This window comes from Rhizobium sp. 32-5/1, assembly GCF_029537235.1.
In the GTDB taxonomy this organism is placed as follows: domain Bacteria; phylum Pseudomonadota; class Alphaproteobacteria; order Rhizobiales; family Rhizobiaceae; genus Pararhizobium.
In genome coordinates this window covers 471,588-491,694 of the sequence record NZ_CP120638.1, presented here as the reverse complement: position 1 = coordinate 491,694, position 20,107 = coordinate 471,588, and the positions used below count along the sequence as shown (strand labels likewise).

Here is a 20,107-nt window from a genome sequence, read left to right as displayed (position 1 = left end):
TTAATGGCGAAAACGAGCGCAGTTGAAAAGAACAACCGCCGCCGTAAGTCGGTTGCACAGGACGCGTCCAAGCGCGCTGCCCTGAAGGCAACCATCATGAACCAGTCTCTTCCGATCGAAGAGCGGTTCAAGGCAACCCTGAAGCTGGCCAGCCTTCCGCGTGACGGGTCGAAGACCCGTGTTCGCAACCGCTGCGAAGTCACCGGTCGTCCGCGCGCATATTATCGCAAACTCAAGATGTCGCGTATTGCGCTTCGCGAACTGGGCAATTTCGGCAAGGTGCCGGGCATTGTCAAGTCGAGCTGGTAAGGAGACGGGCACATGGCAATGACAGATCCGCTGGGCGATATGCTCACACGTATCCGTAACGGCGCTGCACGCCGCAAGTCGGTCGTTTCGACCCCGGCTTCCAAGCTGCGCGCGCGCGTTCTGGATGTCCTTCAGGCTGAAGGCTACATCCGTGGATACTCCGAAGTCGAATTTGGTAACGGCAAGGCCGAGATCAACATCGAACTGAAATACTACGAAGGTGCGTCGGTGATCCGTGAGATCGGCCGCGTATCGAAGCCGGGCCGCCGAGTTTATGTCTCGGTGAAGTCCATTCCGCAGGTCGCGAACGGTCTCGGTATCACTATCCTTTCGACTCCGAAGGGTGTGATGGCCGATCACCAGGCACGTGAACAGAACGTTGGCGGTGAGGTTCTCTGCTCCGTATTCTAATACGGTGCAGTGACCTCCATAACGGACAGACAGGTTGAACAATGTCTCGTATCGGTAAGAAACCCGTTCCGGTTCCTGCAGGTGTCACGGCTACGATTGATGGCCAAAAAGTGATTGCCAAGGGCCCGAAGGGCGAACTTTTCTTCGTCGCAAACGACGAAGTGCTCGTTAAGCTGGAAGATAACAACGCGGTCTCCGTGACCCCGGTTGACCAGTCGAAGAATGCTCGTTCGAAGTGGGGCATGTCCCGCACGATGATCGAAAACATCTTCAAGGGCGTCAAGGACGGTTTCGAGCGCAAGCTTGAAATCAACGGCGTCGGCTATCGCGCGTCGCTGCAGGGCAAGAACCTGCAGCTGGCTCTCGGCTTCAGCCATGACGTCGTCTACCAGACGCCGGAAGGCATCTCCATTGCTGTGCCGAAGCCGACGGAAATCGTCATCACCGGCATCAACAAGCAGCAGGTCGGCCAGGTCGCCGCGGAAATCCGCGAATACCGTGGCCCCGAGCCCTACAAGGGCAAGGGCGTCAAGTATGCCGGCGAGCGGATTGTCCGCAAAGAAGGCAAGAAGAAGTAAGGAGCACGCGAAATGGCTACAAGGAAAGAGACTCTTGTGCGCCGCGCCAGCCGCGTGCGCCGCCAAGTTAAGAAGGTGGCCAATGGCCGTCTTCGCCTGTCGGTTCATCGCTCGTCGAAGAACATCTACGCACAGGTTATCGACGACGTTGCAGGCAAGACCATCGCGTCTGCCTCGACGCTCGACACCGGTCTGCGCACGTCTTTGAAGACGGGCGCCGACACGGCAGCAGCAGCTGCCGTAGGCAAGCTCCTTGCGGAGCGCGCTTCGAAGGCCGGCATCAAGGACGTTGTCTTTGATCGCGGCGCCTTCATCTATCACGGCCGCGTCAAGGCGCTCGCCGAGGCAGCTCGCGAGGGTGGCCTGAACTTCTAAAGCCCTGCGCGTTCACAGGAACGCGTGAAGGTGGCTTTGGACTTCAAGATGATATCTGCCCGGACCTGTCTGGACAGATCATCGAACCGCTTTTATAAGCGCGTCGCTTCCGCCACCTGAAAAGAGGGCGGGGCGACTTTTTGTCAATCTGCCGATTGCACCCGGAAAAGAAAAAGGAAAAGGACAATGGCACAAGAAAAAGAGGTTCTCGCGACGATCGCCAGAACCGTGAGGAGCGCGACAGCGAATTCGTCGATAAGCTCGTCGCAATCAACCGCGTCGCAAAAGTCGTCAAGGGCGGCCGTCGTTTCGGCTTTGCTGCTCTCGTCGTCGTCGGCGACCAGAAGGGCCGCGTTGGCTTTGGTCACGGCAAGGCACGTGAAGTGCCGGAAGCGATCCGCAAGGCTACCGAAGCCGCCAAGCGCGAACTGATCTTCGTTCCGCTGCGCTCGGGCCGCACGCTGCATCACGACGTCCACGGCCGTCACGGCGCCGGCAAGGTTCTGCTGCGTGCCGCCAAGGCAGGTACCGGCATCATCGCCGGTGGTCCGATGCGCGCCGTTTTCGAAACGCTCGGCATGCACGACGTTGTTGCGAAGTCGACGGGTTCTTCCAACCCGTACAACATGATTCGCGCCACGTTCGACGCCCTCAAGAACCAGATGCACCCGAAGGACATCGCGGCACAGCGCGGCATGAAGTTTGCCACTCTGCAGGCCCGTCGCACGTCCGCCGGCGTTGCTTCCGAAGAATAAGGGAGCCTGAACAATGGCCAAGAAAGCAACCACAGTGTCTGAAAAGGCAACGGTTACCGTCGAACAGATCGGTAGCCCCATTCGTCGTCCGAACGTTCAGCGTCAGACGCTGATCGGTCTCGGACTGAACAAGATGCACCGGGTTCGCACGCTGGAAGATACGCCTTCCGTTCGTGGCATGATCCGGGCCGTCCAGCACCTCGTTCGCGTTGTCGACGAGAAGTGAGGGGGATACAGTCATGAAACTGAATGAAATCAAGGACAATGAAGGTTCTACCAAGAACCGTAAGCGTCTCGGTCGTGGTATCGGCTCCGGCTCCGGCAAGACTGCCGGTCGCGGTGTGAAGGGTCAAAAGGCACGCTCCGGCGTTGCCATCAACGGCTTTGAAGGCGGCCAGATGCCAATCTACCGTCGTCTGCCGAAGCGCGGCTTCAACAACATCTTCCGTTCGGATTTTGTTGTCGTGTCGCTCGGCCGCATCCAGACAGCCATCGACGCGAAGAAGCTTGATGCTTCCAAGACGATCGATGCAGCGTCGCTCCAGGCAGCCCGCGTCATTCGCCGTGCTAAGGACGGCGTTCGCGTTCTGGCCGATGGTGAACTGACGGCAAAGGTAACGATCGAAGTTGCCGGCGCTTCCAAGCCTGCGATCGAAAAGATCGAAAAGGCTGGCGGTTCGATCAAGCTGCTTTCGGGCGCTGCTGAATAATAGTTTACCGATAGACCGCCCGGAGTGCTTCACACCGGGCGGTTTTGCTCCCATATGAGAGCCTCACGGATTCGTGGCCGTTCAACGCGGGCACTGACATTAACGGGAGCCAGGTGAGGCGTATGATTGCAGCTGCAGTCTTTCCAAGCCGGTTTTCACACACAGAACATAACCTCTACCGGAGCTGACCGGGTCACCCCGCGGGTTCCAACATTGGTTACGCGGAGAATTGCATGGCTTCTGCAGCGGAACAGCTCGCCTCCAACCTGAATTTTTCGACTTTCGCCAAAGCGGAAGATCTGAAAAAACGCCTCTGGTTTACGCTCGGCGCGCTTCTGGTTTATCGTCTCGGCACCTACATTCCGCTTCCTGGACTCAATCCGGAAGCCTTTGCGCAGGCCTTCCAGGGCCAGAGCGGCGGCATCCTCGGTCTCTTCAACATGTTTTCGGGCGGCGCCGTCGAGCGCATGGCAATCTTCGCCCTCGGCATCATGCCCTATATCTCTGCCTCTATCATCGTCCAGCTGATGACCTCAGTCGTCCCGTCGCTGGAACAGCTGAAGAAGGAAGGCGAGCAGGGCCGCAAGGTCATCAACCAGTATACGCGCTACGGCACGGTGCTGCTCGGCACCATGCAGGCCTATGGCATTGCTGTTGGTCTGGAAAGCGGCAACGGTCTTGTGGGCGATCCGGGCTGGTTCTTCAAGATTTCCACGGTCATCTCGCTCTTGGGCGGCACGATGTTCCTGATGTGGCTCGGCGAGCAGATCACCTCGCGCGGCATCGGCAACGGTATTTCCCTGATCATCTTCGCGGGTATCGTCGCGCATCTGCCGACGGCCATGGCCAGCACGCTCGAACTCGGCCGCACCGGCGCTCTTTCGACCCCGCTGATTCTCGCGATCATCGTGATGGTCGTTGGTGTCATCGCGCTGATCGTCTTCGTCGAGCGCGCCCAGCGCCGGCTTCTGATCCAGTATCCGAAGCGCCAGGTGGGCAACAAGATGTTTCAGGGCGATACCTCGCACCTGCCGCTGAAGCTGAACACGGCCGGTGTCATCCCCGCCATCTTCGCGTCGTCGCTGCTGCTTCTGCCGGCAACGATTGCAGGCTTTGCCAACACGTCGAATCTGCCTGGCTGGGCAACAACGATCGTTGCTGCCCTTGGCCACGGCCAGCCGCTTTACATGGTGCTTTACGGCGGCATGATCGCGTTCTTTGCCTTCTTCTACACGGCCATCGTTTTCAACCCGAAGGATACGGCCGACAATCTGAAGAAGCACGGCGGCTTCATCCTCGGCATTCGGCCGGGCGAGCGCACCGCCGAATACATCGATTACGTCCTCACCCGCATCACGGTGATCGGCGCGCTTTACCTGATGTTCGTCTGTATTCTTCCCGAAGTGATGATCGCGCAGACCGGCGTGCCGTTCTACCTTGGTGGTACGTCGCTTTTGATTGTTGTCAGCGTGACCCTTGATACTGTAGCACAGATACAGGGTCACCTGATTGCCCAGCAGTATGAGGGGCTGATCAAGAAATCAAAGCTGCGTGGAGGGAAGAGGGGACGATGAGACTTATATTTTTGGGACCGCCTGGGGCAGGCAAGGGTACGCAGGCCAAGCTTCTGACGGAAGCTTACGACATTCCTCAGCTCTCCACGGGTGACATGCTGCGTGCAGCTGTTGCCGAACAGAGCGATGTCGGCAAGCGGGCAAAGGCTGTCATGGATGCCGGCCAGCTTGTCTCCGACGAGATCGTCAACGAGATCGTCTCCGACAAGATCGATTCTGCCGGAATGCGCCAAGGGGTTCATTCTCGACGGTTATCCCCGGACTGTTCCCCAGGCTGTGGCACTCGCCAGCATGCTTGAGACCAAGGGCCTGAATCTCGATGCCGTCATCGAGTTGAAGGTTGATGAAAATGCCCTGGTGCGCCGGATAGAGAATCGGGTTACGGAGACGCTGGCTGCAGGCGGCAAGGTCCGTTCCGACGACAATCCGGAAGCAGTCAAGAAGCGTTTGGTGGAGTATCGGGAAAAGACGGCGCCGCTGTCGGATCACTATGCCTCCACAGGGCAGCTCCGGACGGTTGACGGTATGGCATCAGTGGAAACGGTCACTGCCGAAATCAACAGAATATTGGCTTCGGCTTCCGCCGACGCCTAAAAATGGAGGGCCGGGGAGTTGACTTTCTCGGCCTTATCCTCCAAAGACCGCGCTAACTCGCGACATGCAAGCGATCGGCGCGGATTTCGGGCAACGAAGTCCGGGTGCGGTCGTTTTCGACGTGTCCCGAACATTGTTTTAATGGTCGCCTCCTTGATGGAGGTGTAAACGAAAAAACCTCTTGCCGGATGGCAACGGGAAGCAAGGAGAATACGCGTGGCACGTATCGCTGGCGTCAACATCCCGACAAGCAAGCGCGTAGTAATTGCGCTTCGCTATATTCACGGGATCGGAGCGAAATTCGCACAGGAAATCGTCGAGAAGGTCGGTATCCCGGCTGAACGTCGTGTGCACCAACTGACGGATGCTGAAGTTCTTCAGATCCGCGAGGCAATCGACCGTGATTATCAGGTAGAAGGCGATCTTCGCCGCGAAACCTCGATGAACATCAAGCGTCTGATGGATCTGGGCTGCTACCGTGGCCTGCGTCACCGTCGTTCGCTTCCGGTTCGTGGCCAGCGTACGCACACCAATGCCCGCACCCGCAAGGGTCCGGCAAAGGCGATCGCCGGTAAGAAGAAGTAATTTCCTGCAAAGGAAGTGCTCGAGGCTGGCGCCCGTCGCCGGCCTCTTTTCTAGTTTCGGACAGGTGCGAGAAGCGCCCGTCCGGTGGAGCTGCTGGAATCACGGCAGTGACGATATCGCCGCGCAACAGGGTTTACTCCCGCTGCGCATTTTTGACATTCAGGGAAGGGCGCTTGTCTTTCCCGGTGGAGCCGCTGGAACTACGGCGGTGCAGAGATCAACGAAAGGTATACCATGGCCAAGGAAGCCACACGCGTTCGCCGTCGCGAGCGGAAAAACATTTCGACGGGCGTTGCCCACGTCAATTCGTCGTTCAACAACACGATGATCACCATCACCGATGCACAGGGCAACGCCATTGCCTGGTCGTCGGCTGGTTCGAAGGGCTTCAAGGGGTCGCGCAAGTCGACCCCGTTCGCAGCCCAGATGGCTGCTGAAGATGCGGCCAAGAAGGCCCAGGAACATGGCATGAAGACGCTTGAAGTCGAAGTCTGCGGCCCGGGTTCCGGTCGCGAATCGGCCCTGCGTGCGCTCCAGGCTGCAGGCTTCATGATCACCTCGATCCGTGACGTCACGCCGATCCCGCACAATGGTTGCCGCCCGCGCAAGAAGCGTCGCGTTTAATCGCATTATTCGTCAAGCCGGCAGGGACGTGTCCCTCCGGCGCTTCAAGGCTCGGTTGCCACGATTGGATGGTGGCAACGAACGGAAGGCAAAAACATATGATTCAGAAAAACTGGCAGGAACTGATCAAGCCGAACAAGGTTGAGTTCACCTCTTCCGGCCGCACCAAGGTTAGCCTTGTTGCTGAGCCGCTGGAGCGTGGCTTCGGCCTGACGCTTGGCAACGCGCTTCGCCGCGTGCTTCTGTCGTCGCTGCGCGGTGCTGCCGTGACAGCGGTACAGATCGACGGCGTTCTGCATGAGTTCTCCTCGATCCCGGGCGTTCGCGAGGACGTGACCGATATCGTGCTGAACATCAAGGAAATCGCCATCAAGATGGACGGCGATGATTCCAAGCGCATGGTCGTGCGCAAGCAGGGTCCGGGCGTCGTAACGGCTGGTGACATCCAGACGGTTGGCGATATCGAGATCCTCAACCCGAACCATGTCATCTGCACCCTCGACGAGGGCGCCGAAATCCGCATGGAATTCACGGTCAGCAACGGCAAGGGCTATGTCCCGGCGGACCGCAATCGTTCGGAAGATGCGCCGATCGGCCTCATCCCGGTCGACAGCCTGTATTCGCCGGTCAAGAAAGTGTCCTACAAGGTGGAAAACACCCGCGAAGGCCAGGTTCTCGACTACGACAAGCTGTCGATGCAGATCGAGACCGATGGTTCGGTCACCGGTGAAGATGCAGTCGCGTTCGCGGCCCGCATCCTTCAGGACCAGCTCGGCGTTTTCGTCAACTTCGACGAACCGCAGAAGGAAGCCGAAGAAGAAGCCGTTACCGAACTGGCGTTCAACCCGGCCCTTCTCAAGAAGGTCGACGAACTGGAACTGTCCGTCCGTTCGGCGAACTGCCTGAAGAACGACAACATCGTCTATATCGGCGACCTCATTCAGAAGACCGAAGCGGAAATGCTTCGCACTCCGAACTTTGGCCGCAAGTCGCTCAACGAAATCAAGGAAGTTCTCGCTTCCATGGGCCTGCACCTCGGCATGGAAGTGCCGGCATGGCCGCCCGAGAACATCGAAGATCTCGCGAAGCGCTACGAAGACCAGTATTAAGAACAGCAAAGGCAGGTTAAACCTCTGCCTTTCCCCGTCAAACAGCAGGCTCTCTGAGGGATGCCTGTATGTGCCAGGAAACGGCAGGCCCAGATAACAAGGGAACCTGCATTAAAGGAGAATAGCCATGCGCCACAAGAAAGCCGGCCGCAAGCTGAACCGGACCGCCAGCCACCGTAAGGCAATGTTTGCCAACATGGCTGCTTCGCTCATCGAACATGAGCAGATCGTCACGACCCTGCCGAAGGCAAAGGAAATCCGTCCGATCGTCGAAAAACTCGTCACGCTTGGCAAGAAGGGTGACCTTCATGCCCGTCGTCAGGCCATCTCGCAGATTCGCGACGTTGCTGTCGTCGGAAAGCTGTTCGATGCCATCGCAACGCGCTACGCAACCCGCAACGGCGGCTACCTTCGCATCATGAAGGCCGGCTTCCGGCACGGCGACAATGCGGCTCTCGCCGTCATTGAATTCGTCGATCGCGACACCTCGGCCAAGGGCGCCAAGGACATCGCACGCGTTGCTGCTGAAGCCGAAGCTGCCGAAGCCGCATAAGACTTTCCGGTTCGCCGGATTTTAAGAACAGCCGGGCCGCAACGCCCGGCTGTTCTGCGTTTTGGCCGGCTTTATTCCCCGCATTGAACATGCGGATGTTTAGCTCTCCCGCGTGAGTTTTTCACGCTTCCGCCGTCTTTGCTTTTTAAGCCTGACAGCCTATCTGTGTTGTCCCATCGCAGGATTTTGACCCCCATGACACGCATATTCGGCTCGGTTCGTCTTTTTGTTGTTTCCGGCATCGCGGTTTTGGCGCTGGCGGTTGGTGCAGTCCATTTTGGTTTCGCCGGGCAGGGCACCCAGGACGGAATTGAAAGGATCACAACCGGTGCAGTGACGACGCCGGCTGCTGCAACGAAGGCCGTGCCGCAGAGCCGCACAGAGATGCAACTGTCCTTCTCACCGCTCGTCAAGCAGACGGCCAATGCTGTGGTCAATGTCTATGCCGAGAAAACCGTCGAGAGCCGCTCGCCCTTTGCTGATGATCCCTTCTTCCAGCAGTTCTTCGGCCAGCGGATGCCGAACAGGTCGGAAAAGCAGTCGTCGCTTGGCTCCGGCGTGATCGTCGGCCAGAACGGCATTGTCGTCACCAACAACCACGTCATCGAGGGCGCTGATGATATCAAGGTGGCGCTGGCTGACGGCCGCGAGTTCGAAAGCAAGATCATCCTGAAGGACGAACGCCTCGACCTCGCCGTACTGAAGATCCAGTCCGAGGGCCCGTTCGAAATCGTCCCGATCGGTGATTCGGATGCGGTCGAGGTCGGTGATCTGGTGCTGGCCATCGGCAATCCGTTCGGGGTCGGCCAGACGGTCACCAGCGGTATCGTCTCGGCACTGGCGCGCAACCAGGTCAGCAGTGGCGACTTCGGCTTCTTCATTCAGACTGATGCGGCGATCAATCCCGGCAATTCCGGCGGCGGGCTGATCAACATGAACGGCGAACTGATCGGCATCAACACGGCGATCTTCTCGCGTGGCGGCGGCTCAAACGGCGTCGGCTTTGCGATCCCGGCCAATCTGGTCAAGGTCTTCGTCGCGTCCGCTGAAGGCGGGAATGGCAGCTTCATCCGGCCCTATATCGGTGCGAGCTTCGAGCCGGTAACATCCGAGGTTGCCGAAGCGCTGGGGCTCGACCGCGCCCGCGGCGCCCTGGTAAGCGCCGTTGTCGAAGGCGGCCCGGCCGACCAGGCAGGCATCAAGCCGGGACAGGTGATCACAGCCGTCAACGGCATCTCGGTTGAGCATCCTGATGCGCTCGGCTACCGCCTGACCACGGTCGGCATCGGCCATGACGCCCATCTGACCGTCAGCGACAATGGCGAGCAACGCGACCTGACGATGACGCTGGCGCGCGCGCCGGAAACCTCACCGCGCGACGACCGGTTGATCGAGGGGCGCAATCCCTTCGCCGGGGCTGTGGTTGCCAATCTTTCGCCGCGTCTTGCCGACGAGTTGCGCATGCCCACATCGGCGCAAGGCGTGGTGATCACGCAGATCACCCGGGGATCGCCGGCCGCCCGCGTCGGCTTCGAGCCGAAAGACGTCATCATCGCCGTCAATGGCACGGAGATCGATACGTCGGCGACGCTGGAAACGGTCGTCGGCGCCGATCCTCGCTCTGGCGCGTCGAGATCGAGCGCAACGGCCAGCGCATCCGGCAGTTCTTCCGGTGAGCGATCTCTTCGCGGCGAGCGAGCCGCCGGGCATGGACGCAAAACGCCCGCTGGCCGACCGCCTGCGGCCGCGGACGCTGGCTGAGGTAACGGGCCAGATGCACCTGACAGGCGAAGACGGCGTGCTGGCCCGCATGATCGCCTCCGGCTCCTTGGGGTCGATGATCTTCTGGGGGCCGCCCGGAACCGGCAAGACGACGGTGGCGAGGCTGCTTTCCGGTGAGGCCGGTCTGGCCTTCGAGCAGATTTCGGCGATCTTCTCCGGTGTCGCCGACCTCAAACGCGTTTTCGAGGGCGCCCGCGCCCGGCGCATGTCCGGCCGCCAGACGCTTCTCTTCGTCGACGAGATCCATCGCTTCAATCGCGCCCAGCAGGATAGCTTCCTGCCGGTGATGGAGGACGGCACGGTCATTCTCGTCGGCGCCACGACGGAAAATCCGTCCTTCGAACTGAATGCCGCTCTTTTGTCGCGCGCGTGTGCTGACGTTCAAGTCGCATGACGAGGCAAGTCTTGCCGAACTGCTCGTCCGCGCGGAACAGACCGAGGGCAGGGCGCTGCCGCTTGATGCAGACGCCCGCGCCAGCCTCGTGCGCATGGCCGATGGCGACGGACGGGCAGTGCTGACGCTGGCGGAAGAGGTCTGGCGCGCGGCGCGCAAGGGCGAGGTTTTCGATGCAGCGGCCGTTCAAGAGATCGTTCAGCGTCGTGCACCGGTTTATGACAAGGGCCAGGACGGCCATTACAATCTGATATCGGCACTGCACAAATCGGTGCGCGGTTCGGATCCGGACGCAGCACTCTATTATCTCTGCCGGATGTTCGATGCGGGCGAGGACCCGCTTTATCTCGGCCGGCGGCTGGTGCGCATGGCGGTGGAGGATATCGGCCTTGCCGATCCGCAGGCGCTGGTCGTCTGCAACGCCGCCAAGGATGCCTATGATTATCTCGGCTCGCCCGAGGGAGAACTGGCGCTGGCGCAGGCCTGCGTCTATCTCGCCACCGCGCCGAAGTCGAACGCCGTCTATACCGCCTACAAGGCTGCCACCCGCGCCGCCAAGGAACACGGCTCGCTGCTGCCGCCCAAGCATATCCTGAACGCCCCGACAAAGCTGATGAAGGGCGAGGGCTATGGCGACGGGTATCGCTACGATCACGACGAGCCGGACGCCTTTTCAGGGCAGGATTATTTCCCGGAAAAAATGGGCCGCAAGACCTTCTACGATCCGCCGGAGCGCGGTTTCGAGCGCGACATCCGAAAGCGGCTCGACTGGTGGGCAAAGCTCAGGAAAGAACGCGGGTAATGCGCAAGCTGCTCCTGGGTAGCATGACTGTGTTGCGCGGGCGGTGCTTGCCTGAAGGCGTCGGCGATGGCATAGAGGCAATATGCAGACGGCTGCACGGGGTGGCGAAGTTGCCATTCTCGAACGACCGCGGGGACGGCCTCGCTCCTTTTGATGGAGTTATAAAATGGCCTGGATATATCTGTTCGTCGCGGGACTTCTCGAAATCGGCTGGGCGATCGGCCTGAAATACACCGAGGGTTTCACAAAGCTCGTGCCGACGCTGCTGACTGCAGCCTCCATGGTCGCAAGCATCGTGCTTCTCGGGCTTGCCGTGCGCACCCTGCCGCTCGGCACGGCCTATGCCGTCTGGACCGGGATCGGCACCGTCGGCACCGTCATTCTCGGTGTCATCCTGTTTGCTGAGCCGGCGACCGCAATGCGGATCGGCTGCATCCTGCTGATCATTGCGGGGATCGCCGGACTGAAGCTCACGGCCTGAATCCGTAAACGCTACGAGGGCCGCAGCGCGTCGAAGGCGCTGGTTGCGGCCTGCATGTCCGTCCAGCGATGTTCGCGTCGCTGGAAGGCTTCGTCGTCCGTTCCCCAATGCTCGATCTGCCAGTCCTCGTCCAGATGGGCGAGCGTCCAGACGTCCTGCGCGCTCAGGCGTTTTTCGGCAAAGGCCAGCGACAACAGTGCCGATCCCGTCAGTGTCGTGATTGTATGCAGGCTGGCAAGGCCGAAGGGCGTCGCATAGGGGCGCAGCGCTTCGGCAAAGGCTGTCAGCGCGGCGCGTGGCTGCGTCTGGTGCATGATCCCTTCAGCTAGGATGAAACGCGCTCCGAACGTATCGGCAGCCCAGGTAAGGATCGGGTCCCAGTGACGTGCCTGACGCTCGACCAGCCCTTCCGGCTGTTCGGCGCGATAGCAGATGAGGTCGGTGCCCGAGAAATTCAGGATATCGTCGAACACGGCACGGATATCGGGTTTCACCCCGTCGATGGCGGTGTTCACGAGCCGCGTGACAGGCATCTTCGCCGGATCGATGACATCGACCTGCGCCGCCCATTCGGTACGCAGCAGCTCGGCCAACGCAGCCGTCGGAACACTGAGCGTGTTTCTGGCCGGCGTGCGCACCGGGCGGCCGTCGAGAAGCACGGAGTGCTCGGCATCAGCAGTGCCAACCGTGACATCCTTGTAGAACCGCTTCGGCAGAGGCTTGTGCATCTGGATCTGCGCCCGGCGCACGGGGTCCGCGTCACTCAGGGCATGGGTGAGGTCATCGCGCATGTCAGCCATGGTATCTCTCCATCCAGTCGACGATGTCGTCGGGAATGCGGGCGATGTGGTCGGCACCGGCATCGACCAGTTCCGGTACGGACGCATAGCCCCAGGCAACGCCGATCGCGGCCGCACCGGCGCTCTTCGCCATCTGCATGTCATAGATCGCATCGCCGATGACGATGGTATCGGCCGCCGCGATTCCGCTTCCGAACAACACTCCGTCACCATGGCCGGATGCGGCTTGGACGGGCAATCATCCGCCGTCCGCGAAACAGAAAATATCGTGTCGAAACCATGCGTTGCGGAAATCAGCTGAAGCCCGCGGCGCGACTTTCCCGTTACGGCACCCATTACCATATCGTCGCGCGCGGCAAGCGTCGCGACCAAGGACGCGATGCCGGGGAAAAGCGGTTCCTGAAAACCGTCTTCGCTGCGCACACCAACAAAGATCGACTTGTAATGCGCCGTCATGGCAAGCGCCCGGTCATCGACATGCGGCTGGCCTAGCATGCGGGCAATGGCGATGTCGAGCGTCAGGCCGATGATGCTTTTGGTCGAGGCAAGCGGCGGCCGCTCCAGGCCGAAGGCGAGGAAGGTTCGTGCCATGACCTCGTGGATCAGCCCCGCGCTATCGACCAGCGTGCCGTCGCAATCAAACAGAACGAGTTTCATCAGTCGTCGACTTCCTGCGCATTGTCCATGTCGAAGCCGATGAGGTTCCAGGTCTGCACCATATGCGCTGGCATCGGCGCGGTGATCCGCAGTCTGCCGCCATCCGGATGCGGCACGTCGATGCGCCGGGCATGGAGGTGCAGCTTGTTCTGGACACCGCCGGGGAAGGCCCAGTTGTGTTCCGCTTCGAAATACTTGGGGTCGCCGATGATCGGATGGCCGATATGGGCGGCATGCACGCGCAGCTGATGGGTGCGGCCGGTATAGGGCTCCATCTCCAGCCAGCTGAGGTTGGGACCGGCCGTCTCAAGAATCTTGTAGTAGGAAATGGCGTGATCGGCGCCGTCATCGCCGTGCCGGGCAATGCGCATGCGGTCGCCGTCTTCGGTCTGCTCCTTGACCAGCCATGTCGAGATCTTGTCTTCCTTCTTGCGCGGAACGCCCTTCACCAGCGCCCAGTAGGTCTTCTTGGTGTCGCGCTCGCGAAAGGCTGCCGTCAGTTTCTGCGCCGCGCCGCGGGTGCGGGCGACGACCAGGACGCCGGAGGTGTCGCGGTCGAGGCGATGGACGAGGCGGGGTTTTCGCCGCGCGGGCTGGTCCAGGCCTCGAGCATCTGGTCGATATGGCGGTTGATGCCGGAACCACCCTGCACGGCAATGCCGGGCGGCTTGTTAAGCACGATGACCTTGGCGTCTTCGTGCAGCAGCATACGTGACAGGAGCTCGTGGTCGGAGGCGTGGCGCAGGTCATGGCCGGGGATCGGGCCGGTCTTGGTCTTGGCGTCGACCTCCATCGGCGGGATGCGAACAATCTGACCGGGCTGGACGCGCGCATCAGACTTGACGCGCCCGCCATCGACGCGAATCTGGCCGGAGCGCAGCAGTTTCTGCAAGGGGCCGAAGCCAAGGCCTGGAAAATGCACCTTGAACCACCGGTCAAGCCGCATGCCCGCCTCGTCGCTCTCAACCTGCTTGTGTTCGATGCCCGCCATCTGATCCTGTCCAATCTACCTAAAGCGGACCCTTTAGACCATTGTGCGCATAAGGGCCAGCCCGGCAAAGACCGCGCAGATGGAAAGACCTACGCTCGCGCCCACATAGAGCGCCGCCGTCACCGGTTCGCCGCGCTCGAACAGCGTCACCGCATCGAGGGAGAAGGCGGAGAAGGTCGTGTAGCCGCCAAGAACGCCGGTGATCAGCAGCACCCGCAGGTCTGCGGATGCCCCGAATTTCCGGGCGATCAGTTCAGCGAACACGCCGATCAGGAAGGAGCCGGTGATATTGACCGTCAGTGTCCCCCAGGGAAACGACGGGCCGAAGGTCCGCAGTGTCCAGAGGCCGACGAGATAACGGAGGACTGAGCCGAGAGCCCCGCCGGCGGCAACAAGGAGAACATGGGTCATGACATCCGCAATAGCCGAAACGGCGCCCGTCGAAAAGACGGATCGGTTACAATTTGATTCGGCGCACCCTTCGCGATCCCCTCTTTCGCAGCGGAACAAAAACCGCTGTTGATACCTGTGTGATTGCGGTTGCGCCGGCGGACGGAAGCCCTTTTTTAACGCATTAGCGCTAGGTTGAATACCCTATGCCCGGTGTCGATTTTCACGGAAAAAAACATGGCGAAGCAGACAGTCAACTTCACGCATTACGATCTCAAGCAACAGCGGGCTGGTGTGATAATCGAGATCACCCTGTCGGCCGTTGCCAATGTGCGGCTGATGACGGAGAGCAATTTCACGCTCTACAAACAGGCCCAGAAACATCAATTCGTCGGTGGCGTGGCCCGCAAGTCGCCGATTCTGCCTGTCTATCCCGCAAAATGGCCACTGGCACGTGATTGTCGATATGGAAGGCCACAACGGCCTTGCCCAATCCAGCATCAAGATCGTCGATGCCGTCAGTGCGCCGCGGTTTCAATCCGCATCATGATCATATTTCGGTGGAAAGCCGTCACGCTCATCACCGCATGACGGTCTGATTTCGAACATTCAGGCCAATCGTTCGGCGTGCCATTCCAGGTGATCCGCCATGAAGGTCGAGATGAAATAGTAGGAATGATCATAACGCTCGTGCATGCGCAGCGTCAGGCCGATATCTGTGTCGCGAATGGCATCTTCGAAGAGCCAGGGCCGCAGTCCGTTTTCGAGAAAACCGTCCGCCTTGCCCTGGTCGATCAGGAATTCGGAAAAGCGTGCACCGTCTTCAACGAGTGCGCAGGCGTCATACTGGCGCCAGCCGGTCTTGTCTTCACCAAGATATTTTTCGAATGCCCCGACGGACCAATCGGCGCTCGACGGCGCGACGATGGGGGCGAAAGCCGAGCAGCTCCGGAAACGATCGGGATTTTTGAGCGCGATCGTCATCGCGCCGTGCCCGCCCATCGAATGACCGAAAATGCCCTGCCTGTTCATGTCGACCTTGAAATGCTGGCTGATGAAGGTTGGCAGTTCCTCGGCGACATAGGTGTACATCTGGTAGTGCTCGGCCCAGGGCGCCTGCGTTGCGTCCAGATAGAAGCCTGCACCCTTGCCCATCTGCCAGTTGGTCAGTTCGTCCGCGACATTTTCGCCGCGCGGGCTGGTGTCCGGGCAGACGATGATCAGGCCGAGTTCGGCGGCCATCCGCCGATACTCGCCCTTGTCCATGACGTTGGCATGGGTGCAGGTCAGGCCGGAGAGATACCAGACGACGGGGCAGTGCTGCGTGATCGCCTGTGGCGGAACGAAGACTGCAAAAGTCATTTCGACGCCACAGGCCTGCGATTCATGGGAAAAGACACCCTGCATGCCGCCGAAGGCGGTGTTCTGGGAAATGACTTTCATGCCTGTATTCCTTTTCCGATTTTTGGGGTCACTGCGCCAGCGAGACGGCGGTGTTGACCGCGGCTGCGACTAAGACAGTGTTGAAGAAAAACGAGACGACGGCATGCACAAGGTTGATCTTGCGCAGGGCGGTCGTGGTGATGGCGACATCCGATGTCTGCGCGGTCATGCCAATGACGAATGCGAAATAGAGGAAATCGAAGGCGCCGGGCTCGCGCGTTTCAGGAAAAGCCATTCCACGCTCCGGCGCGTCCGGTTCGGCCTGCCGATGGCCGGCCCAGTAAAGATGCGCGTAGTGCAGCGCCGCCATGGTGTGGATGGTGAACCAGCCGAGGGCAACGGAGGCGAAGGCGAGCACGAGCTCCGCGACGGAGGCTGTCTCGCGGCCATTCAGCGCGAAAAACAGCGAGATGATTGAGATGAGGACGGCAGCAAAGGTGACGGCAAAAATGATCGCAACCGGCGCGTCGTCTTCGGCGGCCTTGTTTTTCAGATAGGCACCCGTCAGGACCGGTATGCGGATGGCGATGAGCGTCAGGTAGACGAGGAAGAACACAACGGCCGTTGTTTCTATGGCTAGAGCCGGCCGGATTAGGAGGCCTGCCGGAAAGACAAGCCCTGCGCAGAGCAGCGCCCAGTAGAAAGGCAGGTGGCGTCGGCGAGGGGCGTTCATGGCCGGAATTTGTCCTGCGTGTAACCGCTTGCCCGATCGTCAGAAAGTCTGTGCACGTTCGATCCGTTCCGCCTTGCCATTGGCAAGCAGTTGCCATGCGAGCAACGGCAAGGTCAAGTCTTAGCATTCTCGGATTGGCAAGAGTCTGTTTAGCGCGCTGCCGTGATATTCTTTGCCCGCCGGCAGAGACGATCGAGCGTTTCGAGGAATGCGGAGCGGTCCCGTTGCGAGAAGGCGGCGTTGTAGCCCTTGCTCTCGCCGGTTTCACGCAGATGGGCACCGAGGTCGCGCATTGCGGTGGCCATGCCGATATTGGTCTTGTCGAAGACCCTGCCGGTTGGCCCGGTTACTTGCGCGCCGGCAGCTACACAGCGGCCGGCCAGCGGCACATCGGCCGTCACCACGATGTCGCCTTCCGTGGCACGTTCGGCAATCCAGTCGTCGGCGGCGTCAAAGCCGGCCGAAACGAGCACGTTGGTGATCATCGGGTCGCGTGACGGGCGCAAGCCGGAATTGGCGACAAAGGTCACCGGAAAACCGTGGCGCTCCGCAACCTTGAGAATTTCAGGTTTGACCGGGCAGGCATCGGCATCAACGTAAATGGTGGTGCCGCCCGACGGTGCGATATCGCTCATGCAACGCTGGTCCTGTGTATCGCGCGCCCGGTCGCGTCTGCGGGCAATCTCAATAAATGACGACGCTGCGAATGCTTTCGCCGGCATGCATCAGGTCGAAGCCCATGTTGATGTCCTCGAGTGGCATCGTATGGGTGATCATCGGGTCGATCTGGATCTTGCCCTCCATGTACCACTCGACAATCTTCGGCACATCGGTGCGGCCACGCGCGCCGCCGAAGGCCGTGCCCATCCAGTTGCGGCCTGTGACGAGCTGGAACGGACGCGTCGAGATTTCCTGGCCGGCACCGGCGACACCGATGATGACCGACTTGCCCCAGCCGCGATGCGAGCTTTCAAGCGCCTGGCGCATGACCTTGGTGTTGCCGGTGCAATCGAACGTATAGTCCGCACCGCCGATCGTATCGCCGTTGCGCTTCGTCAGGTTGACGAGATAGGGCACGATATCGTCGCCGACTTCCTTCGGATTGACGAAATGCGTCATGCCGAATTTTTCGCCCCAAGCCTTGCGGTCATTGTTGATATCGACGCCGATGATCATATCGGCGCCGGCAAGGCGCAGGCCCTGCAATACGTTCAAACCAATACCGCCGAGACCGAAGACGATGGCCGTCGAACCGACCTCGACCTTGGCGGTGTTGATGACGGCGCCGATGCCGGTCGTCACCCCGCAGCCGATGTAGCAGATCTTGTCAAAGGGGGCGTCCGGGTTGACCTTGGCGAGTGCGATCTCCGGCAGCACCGTGAAATTGGCGAAGGTCGAGCAGCCCATGTAATGGAAGATCTTGTCCTTGCCGATGGAGAAGCGCGAGGTGCCGTCCGGCATCAGGCCCTGACCCTGCGTGGCGCAGAATCGAGGTGCACAGGTTGGTCTTGCGCGACAGGCAGGAATAACACTCCCGGCATTCCGGCGTATAAAGCGGAATGACATGGTCGCCCTTTTTCAGCGAGGTAACGCCGGGGCCGACATCGACGACGATGCCAGCACCTTCATGGCCGAGGATCGCCGGGAACAGGCCTTCCGGATCGGCGCCCGAGAGCGTGAACTCGTCTGTGTGGCAGATGCCCGTCGCCTTGACCTCGACCAGCACTTCGCCCGCCCGCGGGCCGTCCAGCTGAACGGTCATGATTTCAAGCGGCTTTCCAGCCTGCGTGGCAACGGCGGCGCGAACGTCCATGGTGTTTTCTCCCAGAAATATCAATTGTGGCGCCACCATCGCAGAGGCGTCGGCGGCGCTCAAGGCAGAATCGAATGGTGCTGTCAGTGTATGTCCTGTAGGACGCGGGCAAGCTCGACCTCAAGCGCCAAAATCGCTTTCCCGCTCTCCTCATGCGTTTTCCGGATGGCCGCCAATTGGTCCCGCAGCCGCAGGCTCACGGGCTCGGACAGGTCGTCCTTCGGCGCATCGCCGATCCCGGCAATCAGCCAGGCAGGTGTCACGCCCAGGATGCCGGCCAGCATGAATAGCCGGTTGGTCCGGGGTTCGGAACGGTCGCGCTCCCAGGCCGCGATGGTATCGACGCGAACGCCGAGCTGGTTGGCGAGGTCTTTCGCCGACAGGTTCAAGGCGTCTCTGGCCCGCCATATGCGACCGCCCAGCGTGTCGTTGTCTGTCTTGGGGCGGAGCTTCGAAATGACGGCTCCGGTGGAAAAACGCATGGTTTTCTCCTTTTTGGCTGGCATGCGAGCAGTAATCTTTGATGCCGGATGGCAGGACGCCGAAATGTGCCGGAAAATGGTCTCAAGACTGCAGTCTATAGAATGGACACTCGATGCGGGCCACCCTGTACGTCAAAAAGCCATCAGGAAACGCCGCGTGAACAGCTCATCAGATATCAGAAATATTCGAAATTCAGCAGGCCTCGTGTTTCGATTGCAACCATCGCGGAAGCCGGTAAGGTCCGGCTTTTTCCCACAGGACATATCGCCTTGACCAATGCCGAGCGCTCCGCGCAGCCAGCCGCCGATACGGTCATGCATGGCCTGGCGATCATGCTTTTTGCCATGATCATCCTGCCCTGCATGGATGCCATCGCCAAATATATGGCGGTCTATCAGGGCATGTCGCCTGGGCAGGTGACGTTCTATCGCTTTTTCTTCCAGCTGGTTTCGACGCTGCCGCTGCTTTTGTCGATGGGCGGATTGAGGGCGCTTCGCCCGAAGCGTCTATGGGTCAATCTGCTGCGCGGCATGCTGCTTGCCGCAGCCGCTTTGCTGTTTTTCATCTCGGTCAAATACATGCCGCTGGCCGACGTGTTTGCCATCTATTTCGTCGAGCCTTTTATCCTCACCTGTCTTTCGGCTCTTATTCTCGGTGAAAAGGTCGGCTGGCGCCGCTGGCTTGCGATCGTCGTCGGTTTCGGCGGCGCCATGATCGTCATCCAGCCGAGCTTCGAACTCTTCGGGCTGAAATCGCTGATGCCGATCGCCTGCGCGTTTTTCTTCGCATGCTACCTGCTGATGAACCGCGCGGTCGGGACCTCCGATACGCCGCTCGTCATGCAGACCATTGCCGGTGTCGGCGGCTCGCTGTTCATGATCGGCGCGATCCTTCTGGGCGACGGATTGGGTGTCGCGGATTTCGAGCCATCTCTGCCGGGCACGGGCCTCGGTTGGCTGCTGGTCATCGCGCTGGGCACGATCTCCGGCTACGGGCATCTGCTGGTGGTCAAGGCATTCCAGGCGGCACCCGTGTCGCTGCTTGCGCCATTTCACTATTTCGAGATCATCTCGGCGACCGCGCTGGGATTTGTCATCTTCGGCGATTTCCCGACACCCTCGAAATGGCTCGGTATCACCATCATCGTCGCCTCCGGTCTGTTCATCATCTGGCGGGAGCGCAGGGCGGCTGAAAGTTAAACATTGAATGATTCTCTCAAGT

20 protein-coding genes and 7 pseudogenes are annotated in these 20,107 nt (G+C 60.2%); 18 read left to right on the top strand and 9 right to left on the bottom strand.

All coding sequences use genetic code 11. The annotated features are described in order from the left end of the window. Nucleotides 1-3: 3 nt before the first annotated feature. The 16 genes and pseudogenes from rpsN to sugE all read left to right on the top strand — a co-directional run bounded on the left by rpsN (nt 4) and on the right by sugE (nt 11,636). Nucleotides 4-309 (top strand): 30S ribosomal protein S14, encoded by a 306-nt coding sequence (gene rpsN / locus P6U16_RS02545; protein WP_277702502.1) that lies wholly within the window; start codon nt 4-6, stop codon nt 307-309. 12 nt (nt 310-321) lie between these two features. Beyond that, nucleotides 322-720 (top strand): 30S ribosomal protein S8, encoded by a 399-nt coding sequence (gene rpsH, locus P6U16_RS02540; protein WP_071832777.1) that lies wholly within the window; start codon nt 322-324, stop codon nt 718-720. A gap of 41 nt (nt 721-761) precedes the next feature. Further along, nucleotides 762-1,298, top strand: coding sequence for a 50S ribosomal protein L6 (rplF, locus tag P6U16_RS02535; RefSeq protein WP_277702501.1), 537 nt, complete (start codon nt 762-764; stop codon nt 1,296-1,298). 12 nt (nt 1,299-1,310) lie between these two features. After that, nucleotides 1,311-1,673 (top strand): 50S ribosomal protein L18, encoded by a 363-nt coding sequence (gene rplR / locus P6U16_RS02530; RefSeq protein ID WP_277702500.1) that lies wholly within the window; start codon nt 1,311-1,313, stop codon nt 1,671-1,673. Between the two features lie 155 nt (nt 1,674-1,828). Continuing rightward, a complete protein-coding gene (rpsE, locus tag P6U16_RS02525) occupies nt 1,829-2,428 on the top strand; it encodes a 30S ribosomal protein S5 (protein ID WP_277703982.1) in 600 nt (199 codons plus the stop codon). 13 nt (nt 2,429-2,441) lie between these two features. Beyond that, nucleotides 2,442-2,654 carry a 50S ribosomal protein L30 gene (gene rpmD, locus P6U16_RS02520; protein WP_158475802.1) on the top strand — a complete coding sequence of 71 codons (213 nt, stop codon included), beginning with the start codon at nt 2,442-2,444 and terminating at the stop codon, nt 2,652-2,654. A gap of 13 nt (nt 2,655-2,667) precedes the next feature. Further along, complete coding sequence (gene rplO / locus P6U16_RS02515) at nt 2,668-3,138, top strand: 50S ribosomal protein L15 (protein ID WP_277702499.1); 471 nt, start codon at nt 2,668-2,670, stop codon at nt 3,136-3,138. A gap of 233 nt (nt 3,139-3,371) precedes the next feature. Then, the gene (secY, locus tag P6U16_RS02510) at nt 3,372-4,712 is read left to right on the top strand and encodes a preprotein translocase subunit SecY (protein ID WP_277702498.1); all 1,341 of its coding nucleotides are present in this window, start codon (nt 3,372-3,374) and stop codon (nt 4,710-4,712) included. Then, nucleotides 4,709-5,306: pseudogene (locus P6U16_RS02505) on the top strand (adenylate kinase). The gene secY and the pseudogene P6U16_RS02505 overlap by 4 nt, the downstream one beginning before the upstream one ends. 216 nt (nt 5,307-5,522) lie before the next feature. Next, nucleotides 5,523-5,891, top strand: coding sequence for a 30S ribosomal protein S13 (rpsM, locus tag P6U16_RS02500; protein WP_071832785.1), 369 nt, complete (start codon nt 5,523-5,525; stop codon nt 5,889-5,891). Nucleotides 5,892-6,125: 234 nt separating this feature from the next. Further along, the gene (gene rpsK / locus P6U16_RS02495) at nt 6,126-6,515 is read left to right on the top strand and encodes a 30S ribosomal protein S11 (protein ID WP_018328263.1); all 390 of its coding nucleotides are present in this window, start codon (nt 6,126-6,128) and stop codon (nt 6,513-6,515) included. Between the two features lie 98 nt (nt 6,516-6,613). After that, entirely contained in the window at nt 6,614-7,624 is a 1,011-nt protein-coding gene (locus P6U16_RS02490) for a DNA-directed RNA polymerase subunit alpha (protein WP_158475795.1), read from the top strand. Nucleotides 7,625-7,751: 127 nt separating this feature from the next. Continuing rightward, nucleotides 7,752-8,177, top strand: a complete 426-nt coding sequence (rplQ, locus tag P6U16_RS02485) for a 50S ribosomal protein L17 (protein ID WP_277702497.1) — start codon at nt 7,752-7,754, stop codon at nt 8,175-8,177. A gap of 384 nt (nt 8,178-8,561) precedes the next feature. Beyond that, nucleotides 8,562-9,853, top strand: a pseudogene (locus tag P6U16_RS02480) (DegQ family serine endoprotease). Further along, nucleotides 9,850-11,155, top strand: a pseudogene (locus tag P6U16_RS02475) (replication-associated recombination protein A). Before P6U16_RS02480 ends, P6U16_RS02475 begins: the two co-directional pseudogenes overlap by 4 nt. 166 nt (nt 11,156-11,321) lie before the next feature. Further along, nucleotides 11,322-11,636 carry a quaternary ammonium compound efflux SMR transporter SugE gene (sugE, locus tag P6U16_RS02470; protein WP_277702496.1) on the top strand — a complete coding sequence of 105 codons (315 nt, stop codon included), beginning with the start codon at nt 11,322-11,324 and terminating at the stop codon, nt 11,634-11,636. An 11-nt stretch (nt 11,637-11,647) separates the two neighbouring features. Here sugE and P6U16_RS02465 read toward each other — a convergent pair whose 3' ends face one another. From P6U16_RS02465 to crcB, 4 genes and pseudogenes are all read right to left on the bottom strand, one after another. Continuing rightward, on the bottom strand, nt 11,648-12,436 hold the full coding sequence (locus P6U16_RS02465) for an ATP12 family chaperone protein (RefSeq protein WP_277702495.1): 789 nt from the start codon (nt 12,434-12,436) through the stop codon (nt 11,648-11,650). Beyond that, nucleotides 12,429-13,093: pseudogene (locus P6U16_RS02460) on the bottom strand (HAD-IA family hydrolase). Before P6U16_RS02460 ends, P6U16_RS02465 begins: the two are co-directional and overlap by 8 nt. Beyond that, nucleotides 13,093-14,084: pseudogene (locus tag P6U16_RS02455) on the bottom strand (RluA family pseudouridine synthase). The pseudogenes P6U16_RS02460 and P6U16_RS02455 overlap by 1 nt, the downstream one beginning before the upstream one ends. A gap of 33 nt (nt 14,085-14,117) precedes the next feature. Beyond that, a complete protein-coding gene (gene crcB / locus P6U16_RS02450; RefSeq protein ID WP_277702494.1) occupies nt 14,118-14,495 on the bottom strand; it encodes a fluoride efflux transporter CrcB in 378 nt (125 codons plus the stop codon). A 216-nt stretch (nt 14,496-14,711) separates the two neighbouring features. Here crcB and P6U16_RS02445 point away from each other — a divergent pair. Continuing rightward, nucleotides 14,712-15,024: pseudogene (locus tag P6U16_RS02445) on the top strand (DUF1883 domain-containing protein). Between the two features lie 59 nt (nt 15,025-15,083). On the opposite strand, the gene fghA reads toward P6U16_RS02445, so the two are convergent. From fghA to P6U16_RS02420, 5 genes and pseudogenes are all read right to left on the bottom strand, one after another. Then, the gene (gene fghA / locus P6U16_RS02440) at nt 15,084-15,917 is read right to left on the bottom strand and encodes an S-formylglutathione hydrolase (protein ID WP_277702493.1); all 834 of its coding nucleotides are present in this window, start codon (nt 15,915-15,917) and stop codon (nt 15,084-15,086) included. 28 nt (nt 15,918-15,945) lie between these two features. Further along, entirely contained in the window at nt 15,946-16,590 is a 645-nt protein-coding gene (locus P6U16_RS02435; RefSeq protein ID WP_277702492.1) for a DUF1345 domain-containing protein, read from the bottom strand. 149 nt (nt 16,591-16,739) lie between these two features. Next, nucleotides 16,740-17,225, bottom strand: a complete 486-nt coding sequence (locus P6U16_RS02430) for a YaiI/YqxD family protein (RefSeq protein ID WP_277702491.1) — start codon at nt 17,223-17,225, stop codon at nt 16,740-16,742. A gap of 49 nt (nt 17,226-17,274) precedes the next feature. Then, a pseudogene (locus P6U16_RS02425) lies at nt 17,275-18,403 on the bottom strand (S-(hydroxymethyl)glutathione dehydrogenase/class III alcohol dehydrogenase). A gap of 83 nt (nt 18,404-18,486) precedes the next feature. Beyond that, a complete protein-coding gene (locus P6U16_RS02420; RefSeq protein WP_277702490.1) occupies nt 18,487-18,885 on the bottom strand; it encodes a helix-turn-helix domain-containing protein in 399 nt (132 codons plus the stop codon). Between the two features lie 315 nt (nt 18,886-19,200). On the opposite strand from P6U16_RS02420, the gene P6U16_RS02415 reads away from it, so the two are divergent. Beyond that, nucleotides 19,201-20,085: a DMT family transporter gene (locus tag P6U16_RS02415; RefSeq protein ID WP_277703981.1), complete on the top strand. Its 885-nt coding sequence runs from the start codon at nt 19,201-19,203 to the stop codon at nt 20,083-20,085. The last annotated feature ends 22 nt before the right edge of the window (nt 20,086-20,107 follow it).

Coding starts and splice junctions, on each gene's coding strand:
- rplR (WP_277702500.1), top strand. CDS start 1,311: ATGGCTACAAGGAAAGAGACTCTTGTGCGCCGCGCCAGCCGCGTGCGC.
- crcB (WP_277702494.1), bottom strand. CDS start 14,495: ATGACCCATGTTCTCCTTGTTGCCGCCGGCGGGGCTCTCGGCTCAGTC.
- rplO (WP_277702499.1), top strand. CDS start 2,668: ATGAAACTGAATGAAATCAAGGACAATGAAGGTTCTACCAAGAACCGT.
- fghA (WP_277702493.1), bottom strand. CDS start 15,917: ATGAAAGTCATTTCCCAGAACACCGCCTTCGGCGGCATGCAGGGTGTC.
- P6U16_RS02415 (WP_277703981.1), top strand. CDS start 19,201: ATGCATGGCCTGGCGATCATGCTTTTTGCCATGATCATCCTGCCCTGC.
- P6U16_RS02465 (WP_277702495.1), bottom strand. CDS start 12,436: ATGGCTGACATGCGCGATGACCTCACCCATGCCCTGAGTGACGCGGAC.
- P6U16_RS02430 (WP_277702491.1), bottom strand. CDS start 17,225: ATGAGCGATATCGCACCGTCGGGCGGCACCACCATTTACGTTGATGCC.
- rpsN (WP_277702502.1), top strand. CDS start 4: ATGGCGAAAACGAGCGCAGTTGAAAAGAACAACCGCCGCCGTAAGTCG.
- rpsK (WP_018328263.1), top strand. CDS start 6,126: ATGGCCAAGGAAGCCACACGCGTTCGCCGTCGCGAGCGGAAAAACATT.
- P6U16_RS02435 (WP_277702492.1), bottom strand. CDS start 16,590: ATGAACGCCCCTCGCCGACGCCACCTGCCTTTCTACTGGGCGCTGCTC.
- rplQ (WP_277702497.1), top strand. CDS start 7,752: ATGCGCCACAAGAAAGCCGGCCGCAAGCTGAACCGGACCGCCAGCCAC.
- rpmD (WP_158475802.1), top strand. CDS start 2,442: ATGGCCAAGAAAGCAACCACAGTGTCTGAAAAGGCAACGGTTACCGTC.
- rpsH (WP_071832777.1), top strand. CDS start 322: ATGGCAATGACAGATCCGCTGGGCGATATGCTCACACGTATCCGTAAC.
- secY (WP_277702498.1), top strand. CDS start 3,372: ATGGCTTCTGCAGCGGAACAGCTCGCCTCCAACCTGAATTTTTCGACT.
- P6U16_RS02490 (WP_158475795.1), top strand. CDS start 6,614: ATGATTCAGAAAAACTGGCAGGAACTGATCAAGCCGAACAAGGTTGAG.
- rplF (WP_277702501.1), top strand. CDS start 762: ATGTCTCGTATCGGTAAGAAACCCGTTCCGGTTCCTGCAGGTGTCACG.
- P6U16_RS02420 (WP_277702490.1), bottom strand. CDS start 18,885: ATGCGTTTTTCCACCGGAGCCGTCATTTCGAAGCTCCGCCCCAAGACA.
- sugE (WP_277702496.1), top strand. CDS start 11,322: ATGGCCTGGATATATCTGTTCGTCGCGGGACTTCTCGAAATCGGCTGG.